General features: G+C 60.4%; 20 protein-coding genes. 8 read left to right on the top strand and 12 right to left on the bottom strand.

Features of this window, described 5'->3' with window-relative positions; genetic code table 11:
* Positions 1–13: 13 nt before the first annotated feature.
* From AACY45_RS17560 to AACY45_RS17550, 3 genes are all read right to left on the bottom strand, one after another.
* Complete coding sequence (locus AACY45_RS17560) at positions 14–796, bottom strand: hypothetical protein (protein WP_339546629.1); 783 nt, start codon at positions 794–796, stop codon at positions 14–16.
* Positions 797–965: 169 nt separating this feature from the next.
* Entirely contained in the window at positions 966–1,496 is a 531-nt protein-coding gene (locus AACY45_RS17555; protein ID WP_339546628.1) for a ferritin-like domain-containing protein, read from the bottom strand.
* A 107-nt stretch (positions 1,497–1,603) separates the two neighbouring features.
* Complete coding sequence (locus AACY45_RS17550) at positions 1,604–2,509, bottom strand: LysR substrate-binding domain-containing protein (RefSeq protein ID WP_339546627.1); 906 nt, start codon at positions 2,507–2,509, stop codon at positions 1,604–1,606.
* Positions 2,510–2,630: 121 nt separating this feature from the next.
* On the opposite strand from AACY45_RS17550, the gene AACY45_RS17545 reads away from it, so the two are divergent.
* Positions 2,631–3,269, top strand: coding sequence for an FMN-dependent NADH-azoreductase (locus AACY45_RS17545; RefSeq protein ID WP_339546626.1), 639 nt, complete (start codon positions 2,631–2,633; stop codon positions 3,267–3,269).
* Between the two features lie 167 nt (positions 3,270–3,436).
* Positions 3,437–4,327, top strand: coding sequence for an esterase/lipase family protein (locus AACY45_RS17540; protein WP_339546625.1), 891 nt, complete (start codon positions 3,437–3,439; stop codon positions 4,325–4,327).
* A gap of 10 nt (positions 4,328–4,337) precedes the next feature.
* On the opposite strand, the gene AACY45_RS17535 is transcribed toward AACY45_RS17540, so the two are convergent.
* Positions 4,338–5,213: a DMT family transporter gene (locus AACY45_RS17535; protein WP_339546624.1), complete on the bottom strand. Its 876-nt coding sequence runs from the start codon at positions 5,211–5,213 to the stop codon at positions 4,338–4,340.
* A gap of 96 nt (positions 5,214–5,309) precedes the next feature.
* Here AACY45_RS17535 and AACY45_RS17530 point away from each other — a divergent pair, with 96 nt between their 5' ends.
* From AACY45_RS17530 to AACY45_RS17515, 4 genes are all read left to right on the top strand, one after another.
* Positions 5,310–6,092 (top strand): AraC family transcriptional regulator, encoded by a 783-nt coding sequence (locus AACY45_RS17530; protein ID WP_339546623.1) that lies wholly within the window; start codon positions 5,310–5,312, stop codon positions 6,090–6,092.
* Between the two features lie 111 nt (positions 6,093–6,203).
* The gene (locus AACY45_RS17525; protein ID WP_339546622.1) at positions 6,204–10,622 is read left to right on the top strand and encodes a dermonecrotic toxin domain-containing protein; all 4,419 of its coding nucleotides are present in this window, start codon (positions 6,204–6,206) and stop codon (positions 10,620–10,622) included.
* 88 nt (positions 10,623–10,710) lie between these two features.
* Positions 10,711–11,019: a PsiF family protein gene (locus AACY45_RS17520; protein WP_339546621.1), complete on the top strand. Its 309-nt coding sequence runs from the start codon at positions 10,711–10,713 to the stop codon at positions 11,017–11,019.
* Positions 11,020–11,137: 118 nt separating this feature from the next.
* Positions 11,138–12,151, top strand: coding sequence for an AI-2E family transporter (locus AACY45_RS17515; protein ID WP_339546619.1), 1,014 nt, complete (start codon positions 11,138–11,140; stop codon positions 12,149–12,151).
* Between the two features lie 39 nt (positions 12,152–12,190).
* Here AACY45_RS17515 and AACY45_RS17510 read toward each other — a convergent pair whose 3' ends face one another.
* Complete coding sequence (locus AACY45_RS17510) at positions 12,191–13,465, bottom strand: Hsp70 family protein (RefSeq protein WP_339546618.1); 1,275 nt, start codon at positions 13,463–13,465, stop codon at positions 12,191–12,193.
* A gap of 293 nt (positions 13,466–13,758) precedes the next feature.
* Here AACY45_RS17510 and AACY45_RS17505 point away from each other — a divergent pair, with 293 nt between their 5' ends.
* Positions 13,759–14,700, top strand: coding sequence for a DnaJ C-terminal domain-containing protein (locus AACY45_RS17505; protein WP_185817826.1), 942 nt, complete (start codon positions 13,759–13,761; stop codon positions 14,698–14,700).
* A gap of 39 nt (positions 14,701–14,739) precedes the next feature.
* Positions 14,740–15,045 (top strand): chaperone modulator CbpM, encoded by a 306-nt coding sequence (locus AACY45_RS17500; protein WP_339546617.1) that lies wholly within the window; start codon positions 14,740–14,742, stop codon positions 15,043–15,045.
* Between the two features lie 75 nt (positions 15,046–15,120).
* Here the strand turns inward: AACY45_RS17500 and ureC are convergent, their stop codons facing one another.
* The 7 genes from ureC to urtE all read right to left on the bottom strand — a co-directional run bounded on the left by ureC (position 15,121) and on the right by urtE (position 20,317).
* Positions 15,121–16,821, bottom strand: coding sequence for an urease subunit alpha (gene ureC, locus AACY45_RS17495; protein WP_339546616.1), 1,701 nt, complete (start codon positions 16,819–16,821; stop codon positions 15,121–15,123).
* 170 nt (positions 16,822–16,991) lie between these two features.
* Positions 16,992–17,300: an urease subunit beta gene (locus AACY45_RS17490; protein ID WP_339546615.1), complete on the bottom strand. Its 309-nt coding sequence runs from the start codon at positions 17,298–17,300 to the stop codon at positions 16,992–16,994.
* Positions 17,297–17,830, bottom strand: coding sequence for a GNAT family N-acetyltransferase (locus AACY45_RS17485; protein WP_339546614.1), 534 nt, complete (start codon positions 17,828–17,830; stop codon positions 17,297–17,299). Before AACY45_RS17485 ends, AACY45_RS17490 begins: the two co-directional genes overlap by 4 nt.
* Before the next feature lie 6 nt (positions 17,831–17,836).
* A complete protein-coding gene (locus AACY45_RS17480; RefSeq protein WP_339546613.1) occupies positions 17,837–18,370 on the bottom strand; it encodes a GNAT family N-acetyltransferase in 534 nt (177 codons plus the stop codon).
* A 9-nt stretch (positions 18,371–18,379) separates the two neighbouring features.
* Positions 18,380–18,682: an urease subunit gamma gene (gene ureA, locus AACY45_RS17475; RefSeq protein WP_166589882.1), complete on the bottom strand. Its 303-nt coding sequence runs from the start codon at positions 18,680–18,682 to the stop codon at positions 18,380–18,382.
* Between the two features lie 66 nt (positions 18,683–18,748).
* Positions 18,749–19,588: an urease accessory protein UreD gene (locus tag AACY45_RS17470; protein WP_339546612.1), complete on the bottom strand. Its 840-nt coding sequence runs from the start codon at positions 19,586–19,588 to the stop codon at positions 18,749–18,751.
* 30 nt (positions 19,589–19,618) lie between these two features.
* Entirely contained in the window at positions 19,619–20,317 is a 699-nt protein-coding gene (gene urtE, locus AACY45_RS17465; RefSeq protein ID WP_339546611.1) for an urea ABC transporter ATP-binding subunit UrtE, read from the bottom strand.
* Between the last annotated feature and the right edge of the window lie 17 nt (positions 20,318–20,334).

Here is a 20,334-nt window from a genome sequence, read left to right as displayed (position 1 = left end):
GGCCTTGTTGTGGTTAATTTTTTTTCAGGCGGGGGAGGTTTTTGATTTTACTCTTGGCGTCACCCAGGAATTCTTCACGCAGAACGCCACGCAAGTCGTTGAACAGAGAATTGTCCAGATAGGTGTGCATCGCGCCGGATTTGACAACAGTGGATTTTTTGTTGGTTTTCCAGAACAGTACACCCGTTGTACTTTCCTGAACATCCAGGAAAATACAGTTGAGCACCATGTTTGCTTGTCCGCTTGAATCAACCCAGGCAGGCGTAATGTTGAACTTTGATTGCTTTCCAAGCTTTTTGTTGGATTCAAAGAGGGTGATCAGTTTTTCATCCTTTTGGACCGTGTTTACCACTTGTTTTGCAAGGTTGGCGAGGAGGGTCGCTTTGTCGCCAATGAGTCCCTTGATGACATCAAGGGCAACTTGGTCCATGGTCAGGTTGACACCTTTTATGGTCACTTCCTGAAGGTCTCTGATTTGCACTACCCAGCCAAGGGTACTCAATCCGTTGATGTAGAATTTGAACCATTCAAATATTTGTGAATCATCGGGGAATTCACAGTCTGCGGCATTTTGCATGACTAACTTGCACAGGTTGACATCGGAGATGATGCTGTCTGATACACCGGGCATGAAGATATTCATGCTGTCGGGAGTGATGCTGGCGGCCGGGTCGTTGATGTCACCTGGCGGGGTGGGCGGCTCGGGATCATTCGCGAAAGTTGAGACCTTACGAAGAAGCTCGGGGCTCAGTGCAGGTAAAGACCTGATGTATTCTATTCGTTGTTTCATGTACATGTGAGTATTCCTTCCGTGGTGTTTTAACAACGCTATGGTTGTATTTTTATAGTAGTTCAAGGAAGGCTTAAGTCTAAGTATGGGTTGTAACTTGAGGTTTACATTGTGGTGACTAGATGAATATTGGAGCCTTGCTGTGAGCCAACACAACAAGGCTGGATACTGGAATCTACAAATCTTTTAGCAAGTCCGCCATGTCATCGGCATGTTCTTCTTCCTGGGCCAGGATATCTTCGAAGAGCCTGCGGGTGGTGGGGTCATTTTCGCCAATGTACTGAATGATCTCGCGGTAACTATCGATCGCGATACGTTCGGCCACCAAGTCCTCGTAGACCATTTCCTTAAGGGTGTTGCCGGCGATGTATTGCGCGTGGGAGTTTTTCGATAGCACGTCCGGATTGAATTCCGGTTCACCCCCCAGTTGCACGATGCGCTCGGCAAGTTTGTCGGCGTGCTCGGCTTCCTGGGTGGCGTGCTCGAGGAACTCCTGGGCCGCCACTGCGGCTTTTAAACCGTCGGCCATGTAGTAGTGGCGTTTGTAGCGCAGCACACACACCAACTCGGTGGCCAGTGATTCATTGAGCAGACGCAGCACTTCCTCGCGGTTGGCACTGTAGCCTTCGGTCACGGCGCCGTTTTCGACGTGGGTACGCGCCCGCTGGCGCAGGGTGTTGATATCAGATAACGGGTGCTCACTCATCTCGATCTCCTCGGGCTGATTCACTAGGCGTCACACTCTGTTGGCGTGCTCCTTAGGTGTGAGTGATGAGCCGGGGGGAAAGTTTTATCGGATGTTGCACGGCGGGATCAGTTCATTTGCAGTGGGTCTGTGAGGCGTGCCTCGGCTTGTAGCCATTGGAAAAACGCCCGCACCGGTGGATGACGTTCGCGGCCCGGCACGCACAGCGCGCTGTAGCCTGCTCCGTTGACCTGGATGTCGGGGCGATACCCCTGCAGCAAGCCACTGGCGACGCTCTCCGAGACCAGGATGTTGCTGGCCAGCACCAGGCCTTGGCCGGCGATGGCAGCCTGCAGGGCGTAATGCTCTTCGTCGTATTCGCGGCACGGTGCTGGGTGATTCAGCCAGGATTCCCTGGCTTCGGCGCACCAGGCTTGCCAGCCGTGGGCGTACAGCCTGGTGTTGTGCCAGTTGACGCTGATCAGCGTCGGTGCACGGTGTGCTGCCAGCCTCACCTGCTCGGGCGAGCCGTAGACACCGAACTGTTCATCGAACAGGCATAAGCCGTAGAGGTTCGGGTAGTCATCCAGGCTATAGCGAATGACCAGGTCGACGCTGGCGTCCTGATGCAGATCGATCACTTCGCAATGGGTGTCCAGGCGCAGCTTGATGTTCGGGTGGCTGGCGTAGAAACGTCCCAGGCGCGGCACCAGCCACAGGGTGGCGAAGGCGGCGGTGGTGGAAATCATCAGCGTGCTGGTGTTGCGCTGTGGACGCAGGGTGTCGACGCTTTGCGCCACTTCGAGCAGGGCGCCATGCAGGCTGCGGAACAGCCGTTCGCCGCCGTCGGTCAGTTGCACGCGGCGGGGCAGGCGCTCGAACAGCGACACGCCAAGCCAGGTTTCCAGCGAGCGGATCTGGTGGGAAATCGCCGTGGGCGTGACCGACAGCTCTTCGGCGGCGGCCTTGAAACTCAGCAGGCGCGAAGCCGACTCGAACGCACGCAGGGCTGTCAGGGGCAGGGCAGCAAACATCACAGGGCTCCATGGATGAAATGATTTCATCCAGACTGATTTTTACTCATTTGAGCGGGGCGGTGCACGGCTTCAAGCTGCAGGCCGCACACCCATTGAGTTTAGTCTGGAGGAAATACAGATGAGTAAAATACTTGCTATCCACGCCAGTCCCCGCGCTGAGCGTTCCCATTCCCGGCGCCTGGCTGAAGTCTTTCTCAGTGCCTGGCAGGCGCAACACCCACAGGCGCAGGTGACTCGCCGTGAAGTCGGGCGGGCACTGATCGCCCCGGTCAACGAAGCCTTTATCGCCGCCGCGTTTTACCCCGAGCCCCAGGCTCGGTCCTTGTCGATGCAAGCGGACCTGGCGCTCAGTGATGAGCTGGTTGCTGAGTTGTTGGACCACGAGCTGCTCGTGATCTCCACCCCCATGCACAACTTCAGCGTGCCCAGTGGCCTCAAAGCCTGGATCGATCAGATCGTGCGCCTGGGCCTGACCTTCAACCACACCCTGGACAACGGCATCGCCCAGTACCAACCGCTGGTCACCGGTAAAAAAGCGCTGATTGTCACCAGCCGCGGCGGGTTCGGTTTTGGTCCCGGTGGCGATCTCGTCGCCATGAACCACGCCGACCCCTTACTGCGAACCGTGCTCGGTTTTATCGGGATCGATGACGTCACGGTCGTCGCGGCCGAAGGCGAGGAATCCGCCGAGCGCACCTTTGCCCAGTCCGCGGCCGAGGCCGAACAGCAGTTGCTGGCGCTGGCCCGGATATTTTGAGGGCGCCTGGTCAGTCGGTTCGGTGGGATTGATCGGGGCGGGGTTGAAGCGGGCGCGGGGGACTGTCATAGAGTGGTCGTGAAGGCGTCATCCTGGCCGAGGAAGCTGATGGCCGACGTCTTGCATCCCCTCCCGGGCCTTCTTATCGATCACAAGGATGTTTGCCCATGTCGCAGGACACTGCCACACGCTACCCCTTGGTGCTGGTCCCGGGCATGCTCGGGTTTGTTCGCCTGGTGCTGTATCCGTACTGGTACGGGATCGTGCCGGCACTGCGCCGGGGCGGGGCCAAGGTGATCGCGGTGCAGGTGTCGCCGGTCAACTCCAACGAGGTGCGCGGCGATGAACTGTTGCTGCAGATCGAGGCGATCCTGCGCGAAACCGGAGCGAGCAAGGTCAACCTGATCGGCCATAGCCAGGGCTCGCTGACCGCTCGCTACGCCGCCGCCAAACGGCCCGACCTGGTGGCGTCGGTGACCTCGGTGGCCGGCCCCAACCACGGCTCGGAGCTGGCGGACTACCTGCACCAGCACTATCCGCCCGAGAGCACCAAGGGGCGGATGCTGAGTGCCTTGTTGCAGGGCGTCGCGTGGCTGATGGGGTTGCTGGAGACTGGCCACCACGTGCGCAAGTGGCCGGTGGACGTGCACGCCTCCCACAACTCGCTGACCAGCGCCGGGGTGGCACTGTTCAACCAGTGTTATCCACAGGGCCTGCCCCAGACGTGGGGCGGCCACGGACCGGAGCAGGTCAATGGTGTGCGTTACTACTCCTGGTCCGGCACCCTGCAGCCGGGGATCACTGACCGCGGCGGCAACCTGATCGACGGCACCAACCGCAGTTGCCGTCTGTTTGCCCGCACCTTCGTTCGCGAGGCCGGGCACTGCGACGGCATGGTCGGGCGCTACAGCTCCCACCTGGGCACGGTCATCGGTGATGATTTCCCGTTGGACCACTTCGACATCGTCAACCAGTCCCTCGGCTTGGTGGGCAAGGGCGCGGACCCGGTGCGCCTGTTTGTCGAACATGCCCGGCGGTTGAAAGCGGCGGGCGTCTAGCCACAGCCGATCATCGACGGCCCAGCACCCGGGTCCAGCGTTCGCACAGAATCACCCCGCCGAGGGTCAATGCCCCACCCACCAAGTGATACAGCGCCAGTTGTTCGTGCAGCACCGCGGCGGCAATCAGTGCGGTGATCAGCGGCAGCAGGTTGAAAAACTGCGTGGTGCGGCTCGGCCCCAGGCGCACCACGGCCTGCATCCAGGCCAGTGGCGCAACCATCGAAGCCAGCAGGCAGGCGTACAGCACCAGGGGCACGTTGTGCAGGTTCAGGCCGGTCTTGGGCGAGACGACGAACAACGGAAACAGCACCACCACCGCCACCAGCACCTGCAGGTACAGCAGCACCAAGGGCGGCAGGCGCAGTTGCCACTTTTTCAACAGGGTGCTGTAGATCGCATAGGCGAGGGTGGCGACCAGCATCATCCCGTCACCCAGGTTGACCCCATGTTCCAGCAGCGTCGCCAGGCTGCCGGACGACACCACCACCAGCACCCCGGCGAACGACAGCAGTGCGCCGGCCAGCGCCCCGGCGGTCAGGCGCTGACCGAGGCTGATGATCGCCATGGCCAGTGACATCAGGGGCATCAGCGACAGGATGATGCCCATGTTGGTGGCCGAGGTCAGGCTGGCGGCGAAGTACGCCAGGCTTTGATACACCGCCATGCCGAGCACGCCGAGGACAAAAATCTTGCCCAGGTTCGGGCGGATGAGCGGCCAATGCTGCACCACTTGCTTGAGCATGAACGGGGTGAACAGCAGGCCGGCGAGCAGCCAGCGATAAAAGCCGATCTCGGCGGGGAAGATTGCTCCGGCCGACATTTTGGTGATGACGGTGTTGCCGGCCCAGATGAAAATGGCCAGCAGGGGATACGCGTATTGCATGGGAACAACCAGAACGTTAATGAGGGTTGATTATCCGCCTGTCTGGATCAAGGCCTATACTTGTATTCAGACAACCTGCCCTTGAATCCGGACAGCATGAGCCGTAAACACATCGATCTGCTGGATTTCAGCGAACTGCCGGCCCCGGTGTACTTCCGTTATGCCGACTTCGACGCGCACCGGTATGCCGCGGCTCACCGCCACCCGTGGGGCACGCTGGAGTATTCGGCCCATGGTGTGCTGCACATGGAAGTTGGCGGCAGCCGTTTCATGTCACCGCCCCAGTATGCGATCTGGGTGCCACCTCAGACCGAGCACAGTTTCTACAGCCATCAACCGATCAATTACCGTGCCGTCTGCCTGGCGCCGGAGGTCTGTGAGGACCTGCCACAACAGGCTTGTACGCTCGCCATCAGTGACATCCTCAAGGCGATTCTCAAGGACTTCGCCGTCCGTGACGTAAAGATTCCCGATCAGGCCGCGGATCAACGCCTGGCCCAGGTCCTGGTGGATCAGTTGCAACAAGCACCGGTGCATGAGTGCTATCTGCCCTATGCCAGCACGCCGGGGCTGCTGGGCATCTGCGAGGCCTTGCAAGCCGCGCCTGATGACAATCGGCCCTTGGCGCATTGGGCGGCGCAGGTTCACGTCAGCGAGCGGACCTTGGCTCGGCAGTTTGTCCGCGAGTTAGGCATAAGTTTTGGCGAGTGGCGCCAACGTCTGCGATTTCTTGCCGCGATTGAAGCCCTGGACAGTCATCGCAGTATTCAGGAAGTGGCCTTCGACATGGGTTACAGCACTGCATCGGCCTTTATTGCAATGTTCCAGCGACAAGCGGGTTGTTCGCCTGATTACTATCGGCGTAATAAAATGTTTTAACGGCTTGATTAAGATATTTCACGCGACGTTATCAGAAACAAACTTCATGGGGACGGGGCTGTGGCGTTGTAGGCTTCGAAGCCTCATTAATTAAGTTTGTGGGTGGTAATTGTGAAGCGTTTATCTTTGAAGGATCAAAGTGTTCCGGGTACTTCTGATGTCGAGGGCGAAGACAGTATTCACTTCGACTTTATAAAAAACGCGGTTCCCGACTGGATTGCCAACTCCACTCTTCAGCGGATGGCTGATTTAGGCAACGCCCCCAAAGTCATTTTCGAATGGCACAAAGCGGCATCCCATACTGAACACGTCGCCGCGAAAGGTGCCACGCAAGCAAGCTGGCAGGACCAGAGTAAAGTCGATCGGATGTTCGCGAGTCTGCAGGACGTTGAATCTTTTGCCCAGCCACTGCTGACTCAGGCCCTGCTTGATCAATACGGTGTAGTGGTCGATGTTCGTGAAACTTTTCTACACTTGTATTCCACGGCAACAACCTCGCCTTGGGTCATGAATGTGACGGGCGGTGTTCACAGTCGAACGGTTTCTTTACTTAACGCTTCACTGCACAACTTTGCCAGCAGTGAAACCTTCGAGGCTGACTCTGGGTTTATAAGTAGACCTGATCACTATGGTCGGTATGAAGTTAAAGAGTTGGGTATAACGGTCGAGCAGTTCAAGGCGCTGTGCCGAACGCTGGATATCGGCGCTCAATATGAAAAACATCTGGGAAGTTTTCTGCTTCCTGAAGACCCAATGGCCCGCGCGCGGGTACGGCAGCGTATCGTCGATAGTCAGAAAAGCGCCCTGAAAGCGGCAGCGCACCTGGCGCTGATGAAGAAAGACATCGGGCCTGAGGCGTACCTGACGGTGTTGAACATGGTACTGGGCAAAAAGCGCCTGACGTTCGATGGCGGTCCCCTGCGCTACTATCACTTGAGCATGCTCGACACCCGCTTCACCGGCATTGTGCTGATCGCCGCTGATCTCGATACGCCCGGTGCGAATGTCCGCCGTGTCATCGCTTATGTACCGCACGATCCTGAGCATCCACTGAAAGAGTATGCCTCGACAGACGAGTTTGCGCGTGAACTGACCCGCCAGCTACGGGACCGCGGGCAGCCCACGACTGCCTCCCGGATCAGCTACCAGGCGTTTTTCAGTCGATTTGTCGAGCATGGGCAACGTGGACACTTTTTCGCCTCGCTTAACGCCAAGTTGGTGGAAATCACCTATCACGGCACTCAATCGGGTTCCAATTTACCCGCCTGGCGCGAGACCCCGGTCGAGAACCCTAATCTGCGGTTCGAGTCTGTGTCGTTCGAAAGCGATATCGCCGGTCGCTATCACGGTGATCTCTGGATTTACCTATATGAGCAGCAGTTGAACAAAATCCTGGCTGACGGGCGCGCGCTGGCGATCAGCACTGCCGATGCGGACAGCACCGCACGCTGGGCCTGGGTCGAGAATCTGGAAAAAATGCTCAGCGACATCATGCAAGTTGCCTTGCTCATCGCGACTCCGTTCGTACCGGTGCTGGGGGAAGCCATGCTGGGGTATATGGTCTATCAACTGGTTGATGGGGTGGTTGAAGGCGTGGTTGAGCTTGCTGAAGGCCAGTACCTTGAAGCTGCGGAACACTTGGTTGGTGTTGCTGAGAACCTGATTCAGTTCGGCGCCTTTGGGGTTGGCGGGGCTATCGCCACTGAATTAGTAAAACCCGCGCTATCGTCATTCCTTGAAGGCACGCATCAAATCACGCTTAAGAACGGTGAGCAGCGGCTATGGGGGCAAAATCTACAGCCCTATATGCAACAGAACCTGCGCCTGGCGGCGGACTCCCAACCCGACGTTTACGGCTTGCATCAACATCAGGGCAAACAGATTTTGCCTTTGGGCGATGCCCATTTTGAACTCAAGGGCGCCCAGTCCGGTCAGTACCGCCTTCAGCATCCAAACCGCCCTGAGGCTTATCAACCGTTGGTGCAGAGTAACGGTTCCGGCGCTTTTGTGATCGAGGGTGAGCGTCCTCACACCTGGGATGCCGACGCGCTGTTCAAGCGACTTGGCCCTTCGGTGGAGGGGCTTTCGGACAGGTCCGCCGACATCCGCACCGTCAGCCGCACCGATCTCGGAGCGCTTGTACGCATGTACGCCGAAAACGAGCGGGCGCTCCCTTTGCTCAGTGATACGGTGACCCGGTTCCGGATCGAGCGGGATATCCATGCGTTCATCCATCAAATGGGCAGTTCCCGGGTGCAGGATTACCTGCAAGCCGATGGGCTGTGGCAATTTCAGTTGCTCGATGGCATGTGGCCCGGGCGGGCGATCGAACTCAAGGGGACCGATGGGAAGGTGCTGTACGCCCTGGGTTCCGGTGCGGAGCCAGTGTCCATCCAGGTGGAGCAACTGGCGAACACTGACCTGATCGACACCTTGCTGTCGTATCTCGATGGTGCCGAAACCCGGCAGTTGTTGGGTGATGAGGCCCATGCGCGGCTCGGCAACCGCCGCATGAATGCCAAGCGGGTGAGGTTGCAGCTCGCGCAGCGGGCAGAACAACGCAAGAGCCTGCTGTTTGACTCTCGCTACCGAGGCATCGAGCGAGGCGCCAGCGCCGAGGCCAGGGTCATCCAGGAGCAGATGCCAGGATTGCCCGCTGTCGTTGCGCAAGAACTGGTGGCGCAGGCTCGCCCAGAGGAGTTGCAGGCACTCAAGCTGCGCAGGCTTCCCGAACGATTGGAGAACTTGGCGAAGTGGGCGCTCAGGGACGTGCGGATCAGCCGGGCCTACGAGAGCTTCTATCTGGAATCGGTCGACAATCCGGACTTCGATGCCTTGGCCCTGCATTCGCTGGAAAACCTGCCTGGCTGGAACGTCGATGTCAGGATCGAACTGCGGCAGTACAGCGTCGACGGCCAAATGCTAGACAGCATCGGCCGCAATGATGCCGCGATTCGACGTACGCTTGTTCTGAGCGACAACGGAGATGTCCAGGCCCATGACGAGCATGGAGAAACCCTGCATTCAGCCAGTGATTTTTTTACCTCGATCTTGCAGGCATTGCCCGATGCCGAGCGAACTGCGTTGCAGATTCAAATCGGCCAAGGCCCGGTCCTGAAAGCGGCATTACGCGACCATGCCCTGAAACCCTACCGGTTGCTAAGCGTTCTCGCCGATTTGCCAGTGCTCAAAAAAACCACATTCGACCCGGCCGTGATGCGCTTGCGCGGAGGTGCTCCGACCTTGACCGGCGAGCTTGCGCAACTGCGAATCATCGAGCAAGACTGTCCGGAGTTCGTCAACGGTGCATTTCATCCGAGCGTCCCATCGATTCAGCGGTACAACTACCTGCGCGGTCTGAAACTGATGTACGAGAACTTGTCTCTTGATTGCTGGGATGCACTCTGGGGAGGCCTTGCGAAAGCGAACGTCGAGGGCTTCGAGGCCAACCAGCGAATAGTAAAAAGCATCGAAGTATTACCGGACCTGAAAAAGCTGATGTCGCCTGAGCAGTTCGATGCATTGCTTGATCGAGTATTCACCGAGGACGGTTTTGTGCCGCTCACGGAGTCCGAACGCAACCTGGGCGCCCGCGCACGTGATCTCGAGCAAACCGGCCGTCTCGATGAGTATCAGGCGCTGCAAAAGACTGTTGGTGAAGACGCCACGCCGCCGAGTGAGCCATGGGTTGGGTTGCGCCAGTATGCCGGTGAGCTTGGATCGGATGTATCGGGGCCAGAGCTAACGACCGAAGTAACGCCGCAAGTCATGGCCAACCTGCGTCAGGCACAACGCGCGATCTATCGGGCCAAGGAACTGTTGCCCTTATCGGGCAACCAGCTGCCGAGTATCTGGGAGAACGGTGGTTCTGCGATCGCGAAAATCAAGGGGCTGCGAGGGCTGGATCTGCAGGAAGGTCAGTTCACTGCACGGATGACAATCGCCGAACATGCGCGCAAATCCATCGACATCAAGGGGGGAAACTGTTCGGAAAACTCGAAAGTCACCTTCGCCCTGCTCGCCAGCCAACCGAGAACCGCACGAATTCACCTCGTCAAAGCCACTGCTTTCGACCATCAATATGTGGTGATCGGCGATGACTTGAGCAATCTCCAGCAACTGGTCGTTGCCGATTCGTGGCCAGAGTTCCCTGCCGCACATACGGCGGACAACGGCTATTTCGAGTTCGAACTGCCCGCGCTGGAAACGCTTGAACCCGGACCTGCCAGTGCGGACTTTGCCTTTGTCAACGATGCGCCGGTGGGGCGGGCGGTATTGCCAGAGGTTTCCCGGGACAACACCATCAGGCAGATAAAAATAAACAAACTGCACACGTCGGGGGCTTATGCCCAATTCACGTCGGTGAAGACGTTGGGAACCCAATACACTCTGCCCGGGGAGGTCGGGGTGTCGTTCGAGGGATTGCCCAAATCGGTGATCGATAAGCGCCTGTCTGCCTGGCGAGACTACGAACAGACATTCCAGAACCTGCTGGAGCAACAGTCCACCCAGACAAAACCGGTGGAATGATCCCCTTGGGTCGGAGGACCGTGTAACAAGGATTGACTACACTCAGGGTGAATGCCGCATCTCTCGATGCGGCAACAAGGAGAACTCCATGAAGATAATGCGTGCCCCTTTGTTGATGATTGGTCTGCTGCTCTGTGCTCAAAGCTTCGCCGCCACTGACCAACAGAACAAGATGACCACCTGCAACGCCGAGGCGACGGCAAAAACCCTCAAGGGCGATGAACGCAAAGCCTTCATGAGCAATTGCCTCAAGGCGCAGCCCGCAGCCAATGACGCCAAGGCCCTGATGACCCCACAACAAGAGAAGATGAAAACCTGCAACGCCACCGCAGCCACCCAGGCGCTGACCGGCGAGGCGCGCAAGACGTTCATGAGCGATTGCCTGAAGAAAAAGTAACCCTGTGGGCAACCCATACAGGAGCCAGCGCTGCCGGTCGATATCGGCCACCCGCTCGCTTCAAGGGCCGAAGGCTGGCAGACTGCCGATCCTTTTACGCCGTTTGTTTTGAGGCTGTATGCCAACGTTTTCTCAGCGTCACGTGTTGCTGGTGGTCAGTTGGGTGATCATTTTTGGTGGTTTGCTGCTGGTCCTGCCCTTGCGGTTGTTGCCCAGCCTGCTGGCCGGGTTGCTGGTCTACGAACTGGTCAACATGCTCACCCCCCAGCTGCAACGGCTGATCGAAGGGCGACGTGCGCGCTGGTTGGCGGTGGCCTTGCTGGGCACCCTGGTGGTCAGTGTGCTGGCGTTGATCTTTGCCGGCGCCTTCAGCTTCCTGTTGCATGAAGCGGAAAACCCCGGGGCGTCGCTGGATAAATTCATGGGCGTGGTCGATAAGGCGCGCGGTCAGTTGCCGCCATTCGTCGACGCCTATTTGCCGGCCAGTGCCGCCGAGTTCCGCGTGGCCATCGGCGAATGGCTGAGCAAACACCTGAGCGACCTGCAACTGGTGGGCAAGGATGCGGCGCACATGTTCGTCACCTTGCTGATCGGCATGGTGCTGGGGGCAATCATTGCCCTGCAACGGGTGCCGGACCTGACCCAACGCAAACCCCTGGCCGCCGCGCTGTTCGACCGCCTGCACCTGCTGGTCCAGGCCTTTCGCAACATCGTGTTTGCGCAGATCAAGATCTCCCTGCTCAACACCTTCTTCACCGGGATCTTCCTGGCGGTGATCCTGCCGATGTTCGGCATTCACCTGCCGCTGACCAAGACCCTGATCGTGCTGACCTTCCTGCTGGGCTTGTTGCCGGTGATTGGCAACCTGATGTCCAACACCCTGATCACCATCGTCGGCTTGTCGCTGTCGATCTGGGTGGCTATGGCGGCGCTGGGCTACCTGATTGTCATCCACAAGCTGGAGTACTTCCTCAACGCACGGATCGTCGGCGGGCAGATCAGTGCCAAGTCGTGGGAGTTGCTCCTGGCGATGCTGGTGTTCGAAGCCGCGTTCGGCCTGCCGGGGGTGGTGGCAGGGCCGATTTACTACGCGTACCTCAAGAGCGAGTTGAAGCAGGCGGGGATGGTCTAGGTCGTCGGATGCCTTCGTTGGCCAGCGAAGGCTGCCGCCTCAATCCATCGAGCCGTAGCGCTTCGCCGCTTCGATCGCCAGGCCGCTGCCGATGCTGCCAAAGATGTTGCCTTCGACATGGCGGGCGTTCGGCAGCATGGCCGAGACGCTGTTGCGCAGGGCCGGAATCCCGCTCGAACCGCCGGTGAAGAACACCGTGTCCACCTGCTCGACGCCGACATTGGCGTCCCGCAGCAGTTGGCTGACGCTGTTGCGCACGCGCTCCAGCAGGCCGTCGATGGCGGACTCGAACAGTGCCCGGCTAAGCTCCACGCTCAACCCCGGCTCGATGCGGTCCAGCGGCACGTGGCGGCTGTCGGCATGGGTCAACTGGATCTTGGTCTCTTCCACTTCCATCGCCAGCCAGTGCCCGGCGCGCTGCTCGATCAGCTTGAAAAGGCGGTCGATGCCACCGGTGTCCTCGATGTCGTAGCGCATGCTGCCCAAGGCCAACTGGGATTTTTGCGAGTACACCGAGTTGATGGTGTGCCAGGTCGCCAGGTTCATGTGCTGGCTGGTGGGCATGTAGGCGCCGCTTTTCATCCGGCTGCCGTAGCCGAACAGCGGCATCACGCCCTGCAGGCTCAGTTGCTTGTCGAAATCGGTCCCGCCGACGTGCACACCGCCCGTGGCGAGGATGTCGTCCTGGCGCTCGGCCAGGCCACGGCGCTCGGGTGACAGGCGCACCAAGGAGAAGTCGGAGGTACCACCGCCGATGTCGACAATCAGCACCAGTTCTTCACGCTCGATGGTCGACTCGTAGTCGAAGGCGGCCGCGATCGGTTCGTACTGGAACGACACGTCCTTGAAGCCAATGGCCCGTGCCACATCCACCAGGGTGTCTTCGGCTTCCTTGTCGGCCATCGGGTCGTCATCGACGAAGAACACCGGCCGGCCCAGCACCACTTCTTCGAATTCCCGACCGGCGGCGGTCTCGGCACGCTGCTTCAACTGGCCGATGAACAGTCCCAGCAGGTCCTTGAACGGCATCGCCGTACCCAGCACGCTGGTGTCGTGCTTGATCAGCTTGGAACCCAAGAGGCTCTTGAGCGAGCGCATCAGGCGCCCTTCGTAGCCTTCCAGGTACTCGTGCAGCGCCAGGCGGCCGTATACCGGGCGGCGTTCCTCGATGTTGAAGAACACCACCGAAGGCAGGGTGATCTTGTCGTCCTCCAGCGCGATGAGCGTTTCCATGCCAGGGCGCAGCCAGCCGACAGTGGAGTTGGACGTGCCAAAGTCGATACCGCAGGCACGAGCTGGAGATGCGTTTTTCATGTCTTTCTGGTTCCGGTTAAAAAACGGCCGCGCAGTGTATGTCAGTGCGGCGCAGAATCGAAGGCCGACTATCCGCTAAATCTCAGCTTTAAGTGCCTTGAAAGACTATCCTTGCTCCCCAAACTTACAGGCATGGCTTGGCAGCCACTGCGCGATCAACGGATTCGCCCGGCTGCCGATAAACTTCTGCTGCGCTGTCCGGTCACAACCTTGAGATCGGTCAAGCCCGCTGCGCCCCCGCGGGTGCAGACTGGCAGACGGCGCGATATCGATAACGGATGGTGATTCCCGCGATGGACTTCAAAGACTATTACAAGATTCTCGGTGTCGAACCGACCGCTGACGACAAGACGATCAAGGCCGCCTATCGCAAGCTGGCGCGTAAATATCACCCTGACGTCAGCAAGGAAAAAGACGCTGAAGCCAAATTCAAGGACGCCTCGGAAGCCTATGAGGCGCTGAAAAGTGCCGACAAACGCGCCGAGTACGACGACCTGCGCCGCTACGGCCAGCATGGCCAGCCCTTCCAGGGGCCACCAGGCTGGCAGAGCCGTGGCGGTTTTGGCGGCGCCCAGGACAGTGGCGACTTCTCGGACTTCTTCAGTTCGATCTTCGGTAACCGTGGCCCCGGCTTCGGTGGTGCACAGTCTGGCCGCAGCGCCGGTCGGCGAGGGCAGGACGTGGAAATGGAACTGGCGGTCTTTCTCGAAGAGACCCTGTCGAACGAGTCGAAGAAGATCAGCTTCCAGGTGCCGCAGTACAACGCGGCTGGCCAGCACGTCAGCAACACGGCCAAGAGCCTCAACGTGAAGATCCCCGCCGGCGTGACCGACGGCGAGCGCATCCGCCTCAAAGGCCAGGGCGCACCGGGGATCGGTGGCGGTGCCAATGGCGACCTGTACCTGACGATTCGTTTTGCGCCGCACCCCAAATTCGACGTCGAAGGCGAGAACCTGATCATCACCTTGCCGCTGGCGCCGTGGGAACTGGCCCTGGGTGCCGAGGTGGCGGTGCCGACCCTGACCGGCAAGATCAACCTCAAGGTGCCGGCCGGCAGCCAGAACGGCCAGCGCATGCGCGCCAAGGGTCATGGCCTGCTGAACAAGGCCGGCGAGCGCGGGTACCTGTTCGTGCAGCTCAAGGCTGTGATGCCCAAGACCTGCGACGATGAGGTCAAGGCGCTGTGGCAGGAACTGGCGAAAAAAGCCGCGTTCAACCCACGTGAGCACTTCTGATCGAGCACATTTAAGTTCCAGAACCTGGAGTAACTGACCATGAGCAGCCCCCTGATCGTTCAATTGGACATGGCGCAATTCTGTGAGGCGACCGATCTCTCGGACGTCTACGTGATCGAAATCGTCGAGCACGGCATCCTCGAACCTCAGGGCGCACAGCCCAAGGACTGGCGTTTCAACGACTATGAACTGGCGGTCGCCAAGCGCGCCGCCAAGTTGCGCCACGACCTGGAACTGGAATGGGAGGGCGTCGCCCTGGCGCTCGACCTGCTCGAAGAAGTGCAGCAACTGCGCGCCGAGAACCAGATGCTCAGGCAACGCCTGGCGCGGTTGGTGGTGGTCTAGCCCTACGTCGCAATCGTTGTTCGCCGCACGTGCAGGCGCCAGCTGCCGGCGAACAACGATCGCCCCGCTTGCTCTTCAGAACAGAAAATACCGCTGCGCCATCGGCAGCACATCCGCCGGTTCACACCACAACAGTTCGCCATCGGCCTTGACCTGATAGGTCTGCGGATCGACGTCGATGCTGGGCAGGTAGTCGTTGTGGATCAGGTCGGTCTTCTGCACGCTGCGGCAGCCCTTGACCACGGCGATGGTCTTCTTCAAGCCCAGTGCCTGCGCCAGTCCGGCTTCCTGTGCAGCCTGGCTGATGAAGGTCAGGCTGGTGGCGTGCACGGAGCCGCCGAAGCTGGCGAACATCGGGCGGTAGTGCACCGGTTGTGGCGTCGGAATCGAGGCGTTGGCGTCGCCCATGAGGCTGGCGGCAATCGCCCCGCCCTTGAGAATCAGGCTGGGCTTGACCCCGAAAAACGCCGGGCGCCAGAGCACCAGGTCGGCCCATTTACCCACTTCGATCGAACCCACCTCGTGGCTGATGCCGTGGGTGATCGCCGGGTTGATGGTGTACTTGGCGAGGTAGCGCTTGGCGCGGAAGTTGTCGTTACCCTCGCCATCGCCCGGCAGTGGACCGCGCTGCTGCTTCATCTTGTCGGCGGTCTGCCAGGTGCGGATGATGACTTCGCCAACCCGGCCCATGGCCTGGCTGTCGGAACTGATCATCGAGAACGCCCCGAGGTCGTGCAGGATGTCCTCGGCGGCAATGGTTTCGCGGCGGATGCGGCTTTCGGCGAAGGCCACGTCCTCGGCAATGCTCGGGTCCAGGTGGTGGCAGACCATCAGCATGTCCAGGTGTTCGTCGATGGTGTTGCGGGTGAACGGCCGGGTCGGGTTGGTCGAGCTCGGCAGCACGTTGGCAAAGCCGCAGGCCTTGATGATGTCCGGAGCGTGACCGCCACCGGCACCTTCGGTGTGGTAGGTGTGGATAGTGCGCCCCTTGAAGGCGGCGAGGGTGGTTTCGACGAAACCCGATTCATTGAGGGTGTCGGTGTGGATCGCCACCTGCACATCGTACTGGTCGGCCACCGTCAGGCAGTTGTCGATGCTGGCCGGGGTAGTGCCCCAGTCTTCGTGCAGCTTGAGGCCAATGGCGCCAGCCTTGACCTGCTCGATCAGCGGTTCCGGCAGGCTGGCGTTGCCCTTGCCGGTGAGGCCGATGTTCATCGCGAAGGCGTCTGCGGCCTGGAGCATGCGCGCCAGATGCCAGGGGCCGGAGGTGCAGGTGGTGGCGTTAGTGCCGGTGGCAGGGCCAGTGCCGCCACCGATCATGGTGGTGACGCCGCTCATCAAGGCTTCTTCGATCTGCTGCGGGCAAATGAAGTGGATATGGGTGTCGATACCGCCGGCGGTGAGGATCATGCCTTCGCCGGCAATCACTTCCGTGCTGGCGCCGATGGCCATGCTCACGTCGGGTTGGATGTCCGGGTTGCCGGCCTTGCCGATGGCGGCGATGCGCCCATCCTTGAGGCCGACATCGGCCTTGACGATGCCCCAGTGGTCGAGGATCAGCGCGTTGGTGATCACCGTGTCGACGACGTCGGCCGCCAGCAACTGGCTCTGGCCCTGGCCGTCGCGGATCACCTTGCCGCCACCGAACTTCACTTCTTCGCCGTAGGTGGTGAAGTCCTTCTCGACCTCGATCCACAACTCGGTGTCGGCCAGGCGAACCTTGTCACCGACGGTGGGGCCGAACATGTCGGCGTAGGCTTGGCGGGAGATTTTCATGGGGTGGCCTTGGGATTCAATTGGATTTTGGAGCGCTCGCGTTGCTCGCTATCGCCGCCTCGCTGCGCTCGACAGCTCCTACAGGTGTTCACATAGGTTTCACTGCACGCGGTCCCTGTAGGAGCTGTCGAGTGAAACGAGGCGGCGATTGTTTGGGAGCAGCGCAATGGTCAGTCGAGTTCACCCATGACCCTCCCGGCAAACCCGAACACCCGCCGATGCCCGGCCAGGTCCACCAGTTCGACGTCGCGGCTCTGCCCCGGTTCGAAGCGCACGGCGGTACCGGCCGGGATGTTCAAGCGCATGCCGCGGGTGGCGGCGCGATCGAAAGTCAGGGCGTCATTGGTTTCGAAAAAGTGATAGTGCGAACCGACCTGGATCGGCCGGTCGCCACTGTTGGCCACGGTCAGGCTCAGGGTGCGCCGGCCGACGTTGAGTTCGATCTCGCCGGGCTGAATCCGGTATTCGCCAGGAATCATGCGGGTTGTCCCAGGGTCTTGAAGTAAATGGCAGTCGGCGCGTAGTGGCCGTCCGGGCTTTGGCAGTAGTTGGGCAACTCGCCGACGCGGCTATAGCCCAGTGACTGGTAGAAGGTTTCCGCGGCCGAGCCGGCTTCGGTATCCAGGTACAGCAGGCCGCGCTGGTGCTGGCGCGCCGCAAGCTCCAGGGCATTCATCAACTGCTGGCCTAGCCCGCGCCGGCGGGCCTGGTGCAGGACCTGGAGTTTTTGCACTTCGGCGCGATTGCGTCCGTTGGCTTTCTGGCACAAGCCCAATTGCACACTGGCCAGGACCTTTTCTTCCTGGACCACCACCCACAGCAGCAGGCTGCCGCTCTCCAGGTCAGCCTGGACAGTGTTGAGGTAGGCGCGAGCCTGAGCGTCATCGATATCGGCCAGAAAGCCGATCGAGGCGCCGTGCTGCACGGCGTCGAACAGCAAGTCGATCAAGCCCTGGCGATAGTGGGCAAAGCTTTCCGGGTTGACCCGGCGCAGTTGGGCGGCGTTCATCGTGGCTTACTCCTTGTTGGCCAGGGGCGGCGGCGAGCCTGGGTTGAGGGTTAATTGCATGAAGGTCAGGTCGAGCCAGCGACCGAACTTGGTGCCCACTTGCGGCATCTGTCCGGTGGTGATGAAGCCGGCCCGCTCATGCAGGCGGATTGACGCGGTGTTGCCGCTCTCGATGGCGGCCACCATCACGTGTTTGCCACCGTCCCTGGCGCGCACCACCAGCGCTTCCATCAGGCGCGGACCGAGGCCGTTGCCCCGTTGGTCGTTGCGCACGTACACCGAGTGTTCCACGGTGTGGCGAAACCCATCGAAGGGCCGCCAGTCGCCGAAGGAGGCGTAACCAAGCACCTGCTCGTCGCCAGCGCTGATCACCAGGATCGGGTAGCCCTGGGCATGGCGGGCGCTGAACCAGGCTTGACGATTGGCCAGGTCGACCGCCTGTTCGTTCCAGATCGCGGTGGTGTTGAGCACGGCATCGTTGTAAATGTCGCAAATCGCCGGCAGGTCGGCGGGCACGGCATCGCGGATGTGATACGGCATGGCGCGGCCTCAGGCGATGGGTTGATGGACGGTGACCAGTTTGGTGCCGTCGGGAAAGGTGGCTTCGACCTGGATCTCCGGAATCATCTCCGGGATGCCAGGCATCACCTGTTCGCGCTGCAGCAGGGTGGTGCCTAAATGCATCAGCTCGGCCACGCTCTGGCCGTCCCGGGCGCCTTCGAGCAGCGCTGCGCTGATGTACGCCATGGCCTCCGGGTAATTGAGTTTGACGCCGCGGGCCAACCGCCGCTCAGCCACCAGGCCGGCAGTGAAGATCAACAGCTTGTCTTTTTCGCGTGGGGTCAGGTCCATCGTGGAAATCCATCTGGGCAGAAAAAAAGAGCATTCGTCAGGTCGAGCCGAACCCGTTACAGGTGTTCAGGTATTCCATATTCGCGGTACCAGCGCCTCACGGCCGAGCAGGGCGGGGCGCAGCAGCTTCCATAGATCAATCAGCCAACCTCGCGCCAGCAAGCTTTCACTGGCCAGGCAACGGGCAACCAGCAGCCCGGGAAGCTGGGTCAAATCCCCGCGTACCGGGTGGGACAGCGCGCGGCAGGCCTGCAGCAGTTCGCTGTCGATCTCGCCGGTCACCAGCAAGGTGGCAAACACCGGCTGGCCGTCCAGGCCAATCGGCGAGTCGAGCAAACCGTCAGCGCCGACAATGCGCTGGCGTTCGTGCCAGAGCAACTGGCCGTCGCGGCGGATGTCCAGTTGCGCTTGAAAGTGCCCGTGCTCGAAGCGTTCGCCGCTGGCCGGGCGACCCAGTGCCACCACGTCCCAATAAAACAACCGTGCATCGCCCTGCAGATCGATCGAGGTCTTGAGCTCGGCCTGGGCGGCGCTGAAGACGATGGTCTCCTGGGGCAGCCATTCCAGTGTGGCCCCAGGGGCGACCTGCAAGTCGAGCTGCTGATAGGCGGGGCTGGCGGCGCGATACCACTTGGCGGCGCCGGGGCTGGTCAACTGCGCCCAGGCGTTGGCCCCGACGCTCGCGCGGACCTCCAGTCGGTCGCCACCGGCAATCCCACCGGGTGGGTGGACGATGATGTGCTGGCACACTTCGGGGCCTTCGGCGTACAGGTGTTTTTGCACCCGTAGCGGACCCAGGTGGCGGCGCAGGGTCGGCCGCGTGCTGTCACCGAAACGGGCGTAGCCGAGTTCCAGCTCGGCATGCCAGCTGGGTGTGAACACGATGTGTTGGGCAGGGGCAGTCATATTTTCTGATTATCGTCAGGACGCTAGAGACTAGATCGTTACCAGGCCGCGCACACCCTCGGCTTCCATGTTTTCGCCGCGACCTTGCTGGACGATCTCGCCCCGGGACATCACCAGGTACTGATCGGCCAGCTCGGCGGCGAAGTCGTAGAACTGCTCCACCAGCAGGATCGCCATGTCACCCCGTGCCGCAAGCTGCTTGATCACCGCGCCGATCTCCTTGATCACCGAGGGCTGGATGCCTTCGGTAGGTTCATCGAGGATCAGCAGGCGTGGCCGGCTGGCCAGCGCACGGCCGATGGCCAATTGTTGCTGCTGGCCGCCGGAGAGATCACCGCCGCGGCGTTGCTTCATTTGCAGCAGCACCGGGAACAGCTCGTAGATGAAGGCTGGTACTTCCCGGGCTTCGGCGCCAGGGAAACGGGACAGCCCCATCAGCAGGTTTTCTTCGACGCTCAGCCGGGGGAAGATTTCCCGACCCTGGGGGACATAGGCGATGCCGGCGTGAACCCGCTGGTGGGGCTTGAGCCCACTGATGGCCTTGCCCTCCCAGTTCACCGCCCCCTCCTTGGCTGGCAACAGGCCCATCAGGCATTTGAGCAGGGTGGTCTTGCCCACGCCGTTGCGTCCGAGCAAGCAGGTGACTTCGCCGACCTTCACCTCAAAGCTCAGGCCGCGCAGGATGTGGCTACCGCCGTAGTACTGGTGCAGCTTGTCGACTTGCAGCATGTTCAACTTCTCCTACA

Source organism: Pseudomonas sp. RA_35y_Pfl2_P32 (assembly GCF_963970735.1).
Lineage (GTDB): Bacteria > Pseudomonadota > Gammaproteobacteria > Pseudomonadales > Pseudomonadaceae > Aquipseudomonas.
This window is presented reverse-complemented; position numbering and strand designations above follow the sequence as displayed.

Bases quoted from the DNA above. Each gene is read 5' to 3' on its own strand.
- AACY45_RS17560 (WP_339546629.1), bottom strand. From the start codon at position 796: ATGTACATGAAACAACGAATAGAATACATCAGGTCTTTACCTGCACTG.
- AACY45_RS17555 (WP_339546628.1), bottom strand. From the start codon at position 1,496: ATGAGTGAGCACCCGTTATCTGATATCAACACCCTGCGCCAGCGGGCG.
- AACY45_RS17550 (WP_339546627.1), bottom strand. From the start codon at position 2,509: ATGTTTGCTGCCCTGCCCCTGACAGCCCTGCGTGCGTTCGAGTCGGCT.
- AACY45_RS17545 (WP_339546626.1), top strand. From the start codon at position 2,631: ATGAGTAAAATACTTGCTATCCACGCCAGTCCCCGCGCTGAGCGTTCC.
- AACY45_RS17540 (WP_339546625.1), top strand. From the start codon at position 3,437: ATGTCGCAGGACACTGCCACACGCTACCCCTTGGTGCTGGTCCCGGGC.
- AACY45_RS17535 (WP_339546624.1), bottom strand. From the start codon at position 5,213: ATGCAATACGCGTATCCCCTGCTGGCCATTTTCATCTGGGCCGGCAAC.
- AACY45_RS17530 (WP_339546623.1), top strand. From the start codon at position 5,310: ATGAGCCGTAAACACATCGATCTGCTGGATTTCAGCGAACTGCCGGCC.
- AACY45_RS17520 (WP_339546621.1), top strand. From the start codon at position 10,711: ATGAAGATAATGCGTGCCCCTTTGTTGATGATTGGTCTGCTGCTCTGT.
- AACY45_RS17515 (WP_339546619.1), top strand. From the start codon at position 11,138: ATGCCAACGTTTTCTCAGCGTCACGTGTTGCTGGTGGTCAGTTGGGTG.
- AACY45_RS17510 (WP_339546618.1), bottom strand. From the start codon at position 13,465: ATGAAAAACGCATCTCCAGCTCGTGCCTGCGGTATCGACTTTGGCACG.
- AACY45_RS17505 (WP_185817826.1), top strand. From the start codon at position 13,759: ATGGACTTCAAAGACTATTACAAGATTCTCGGTGTCGAACCGACCGCT.
- AACY45_RS17500 (WP_339546617.1), top strand. From the start codon at position 14,740: ATGAGCAGCCCCCTGATCGTTCAATTGGACATGGCGCAATTCTGTGAG.
- ureC (WP_339546616.1), bottom strand. From the start codon at position 16,821: ATGAAAATCTCCCGCCAAGCCTACGCCGACATGTTCGGCCCCACCGTC.
- AACY45_RS17490 (WP_339546615.1), bottom strand. From the start codon at position 17,300: ATGATTCCTGGCGAATACCGGATTCAGCCCGGCGAGATCGAACTCAAC.
- AACY45_RS17485 (WP_339546614.1), bottom strand. From the start codon at position 17,830: ATGAACGCCGCCCAACTGCGCCGGGTCAACCCGGAAAGCTTTGCCCAC.
- AACY45_RS17480 (WP_339546613.1), bottom strand. From the start codon at position 18,370: ATGCCGTATCACATCCGCGATGCCGTGCCCGCCGACCTGCCGGCGATT.
- ureA (WP_166589882.1), bottom strand. From the start codon at position 18,682: ATGGACCTGACCCCACGCGAAAAAGACAAGCTGTTGATCTTCACTGCC.
- AACY45_RS17470 (WP_339546612.1), bottom strand. From the start codon at position 19,588: ATGACTGCCCCTGCCCAACACATCGTGTTCACACCCAGCTGGCATGCC.
- urtE (WP_339546611.1), bottom strand. From the start codon at position 20,317: ATGCTGCAAGTCGACAAGCTGCACCAGTACTACGGCGGTAGCCACATC.